This is a genomic window from Mannheimia sp., from assembly GCF_056854775.1.
In genome coordinates this window covers 1-2,700 of record NZ_JBXGGI010000043.1, presented here as the reverse complement: position 1 = coordinate 2,700, position 2,700 = coordinate 1, and the positions used below count along the sequence as shown (strand labels likewise).

Genomic DNA, 2,700 nt, shown 5'->3' with positions numbered 1-2,700 from the left:
TGGGCTTAATTTTGGTAAGCCAACCTATGAATATATCGCTTCCGTATTCGCAACTGATATGATGGAGAGCAAAGAGTTTCTGGCTCAGCTCCCTATTTTGCATATTTTAGCCGGCATAGTGATTGTACTAGCGGTCATTTTTTTCAAAAAAATTACCAATGCTTATCAAATCCACTTTTTGAGAAATAAAACTTTTGTTATAGCCGCTTCTCTTTTAATGTTAGCTCAACTTGCTCCATTCAAGTTTTTCCAAGAATTTTATAGTTCAGGAACAAAAGTTGCGAAAGAATTGGAGAAATTAAATAATTTAACCTTAGAATCCCAATGGGGAGAATCGAAGCTTGGCGATAACGCAAAATATGATGATTACGTGCTGATTATGGGCGAAAGTGCAAGGAAGGATTATCACCACGCCTACGGCTACCCTATTCTTAATACGCCTTTTATGAGCTCGGCAAATGGTACGCTTGTTGATGGTTTAACCTCTGGTGGTACAAATACGATTGCCTCACTGCGTTTAATGCTAACCAAGCCTGATACTGAAAAATGGGAGGCTAATTATGCCTTAACCTTGATTGATTTGATTAAATCTGCTGGGGTAAAAACCTATTGGATTTCTAACCAAGGCTATTTGGGTAATTACGATACACCTATTTCCTCGATCGGCAATAAAAGTGATGTGAAGATCTTCACCAAATCAGGCGATTCGTTAAACAGCAACGTGAGCGATTTTGAATTACTGCCACATTTCAGTAGAGTGATTGCAGAACCTGCTAGTGGCAAACGTTTTATTTTCTTGCATTTATACGGCTCACACCCAATTACTTGCGACCGTTTAACCGATTATCCGAAAATGTTTGATGACAACAAACTACCGAAGCGTTATTTCAACGTGAATTGTTATATTTCCTCAATTAAGAAAACCGATGAATTGCTAAAACGGGTATATGAGATGTTAGTGAAAAACCAAACCGAAACTCAGCGTTCATTTTCGATGATCTATTTATCTGATCACGGCTTATCTCACGAAATATCTAAAGATAATATTGTCATTCAAAATGGTAAAGATAGAAGTAAATTACACTACGACATTCCGTTGTTCAAAATTTCAAGTGATGATACTCAACGTAATATTTATAAGACATTTAAATCAGGGCTGAATTTTACCAATGGGATTGCAAATTGGATTGGCATTGAAAATGCGTTGTTAGATAAAGAGCTTGATCTCTTTAATAATAAAACTGATAAAAGCGATTATGGGCTAAAAAAAATCATTGAAACCCAATCTACTGTGGAAGATCCGGCAGTCGTTATTCCATCACATTAATTCTACTTGTAGGGGCAAATAACAATTTGCCCATCATTACACAACAAAAAAGCAGGCAAAAGCCTGCTTTTTTCATCAACTCAAAGATTGAATTAAGCGTTACCGCCAGTAATTTTAGCAACTTCTGCTGCGAAATCTTCTTCAACTTTCTCGATACCTTCGCCCACTTCTAAACGGATGAAGTTAGCAACTGAAGTACCTACTGATTTTAAGTATTGACCTACAGTTTGTGATGGATCCATTACAAACGGCTGACCGGTTAATGAAACTTCACCGGTGAATTTAGCCATACGACCTTCAACCATTTTCTCAGCGATTTCTTTTGGTTTACCAGAGTTCATCGCGATTTCGATTTGGATTTCACGCTCTTTAGCGACTACATCAGCAGATACATCTTCTGGGTTTACGAATTCAGGTTTGCTTGCTGCAACGTGCATTGCTACTTTGCGTAGTTCTTCTTCAGAACCTTCACCTGCAACTAATACACCGATTTTTGCACCGTGCAAGTATTGTGCAATTACGTTACCTTCTAAGAATTTAACACGACGAATGTTCATATTCTCACCGATTTTAGCCACTAATGCAACACGTTTTTCTTCAAATTGTGCTGCTAATGCTTCGATAGAGATATCTTTGTTTGCCGCTGCGAAATCTGCAACTTCGTTTGCTAAACCTAAGAAACCTGCGTCTTTTGCTACGAAGTCAGTTTGGCAGTTCATTTCAACTAATACGCCAAAACCGTTAGCTACGCGAGCTAAGATTACACCTTCAGCTGCGATATTACCTGCTTTTTTAGCCGCTTTCGCTTGACCAGATTTACGCATATTGTCGATCGCTAATTCGATATCGCCGTTTGCTTCTTGTAATGCTTTTTTACATTCCATCATACCTGCGCCGGTACGTTCACGAAGCTCTTTAACTAATGATGCTGTAATTTCAGCCATTTTTAATTCCTCTTGATTTGATACGGGAAAGATAGGATTTACCTGCCTAGAGATTTTATCGTTTAGGGCAGGTAAAACCTGCCCCTACAAACTGAATTATTCTGCTGCTTCTTCAGCTGCAACAACTTCAACGCCACGACCTTCTTTGATTGCAGCTACTGCTGAATCTAAGTAAAGTTGGATTGCACGTGTTGCGTCATCGTTACCAGGGATGATGTAATTAACGCCATCTGGAGTTGAGTTAGTATCAACGATAGCAAATACAGGAATACCTAAGTTGTTTGCTTCTTTGATTGCGATATGCTCGTGATCAGCACCGATTACAAAAATTGCATCCGGTAAACCGTTCATATCTTTGATACCGCCTAAGCTTAACTCTAATTTCTCTAACTCACGAGTACGCATTAACGCTTCTTTTTTAGTGATTTT

The 2,700-nt window shown here is 38.5% G+C and carries 3 protein-coding genes; 1 reads left to right on the top strand and 2 read right to left on the bottom strand.

What is annotated here, in order from left to right; translation table 11 throughout:
- Positions 1 to 1,327: phosphoethanolamine transferase (locus tag ACJHV0_RS03440; protein ID WP_483133389.1), on the top strand; the 1,327-nt coding region annotated here is incomplete at its 5' end.
- Between the two features lie 92 nt (positions 1,328 to 1,419).
- On the opposite strand, the gene tsf is transcribed toward ACJHV0_RS03440, so the two are convergent.
- Together tsf and rpsB are read right to left on the bottom strand one after the other, a co-directional pair.
- Positions 1,420 to 2,271: a translation elongation factor Ts gene (gene tsf, locus ACJHV0_RS03435; RefSeq protein WP_025235827.1), complete on the bottom strand. Its 852-nt coding sequence runs from the start codon at positions 2,269 to 2,271 to the stop codon at positions 1,420 to 1,422.
- A gap of 96 nt (positions 2,272 to 2,367) precedes the next feature.
- The coding region (gene rpsB, locus ACJHV0_RS03430; RefSeq protein ID WP_483133388.1) for a 30S ribosomal protein S2 at positions 2,368 to 2,700 on the bottom strand (333 nt) is incomplete at its 5' end.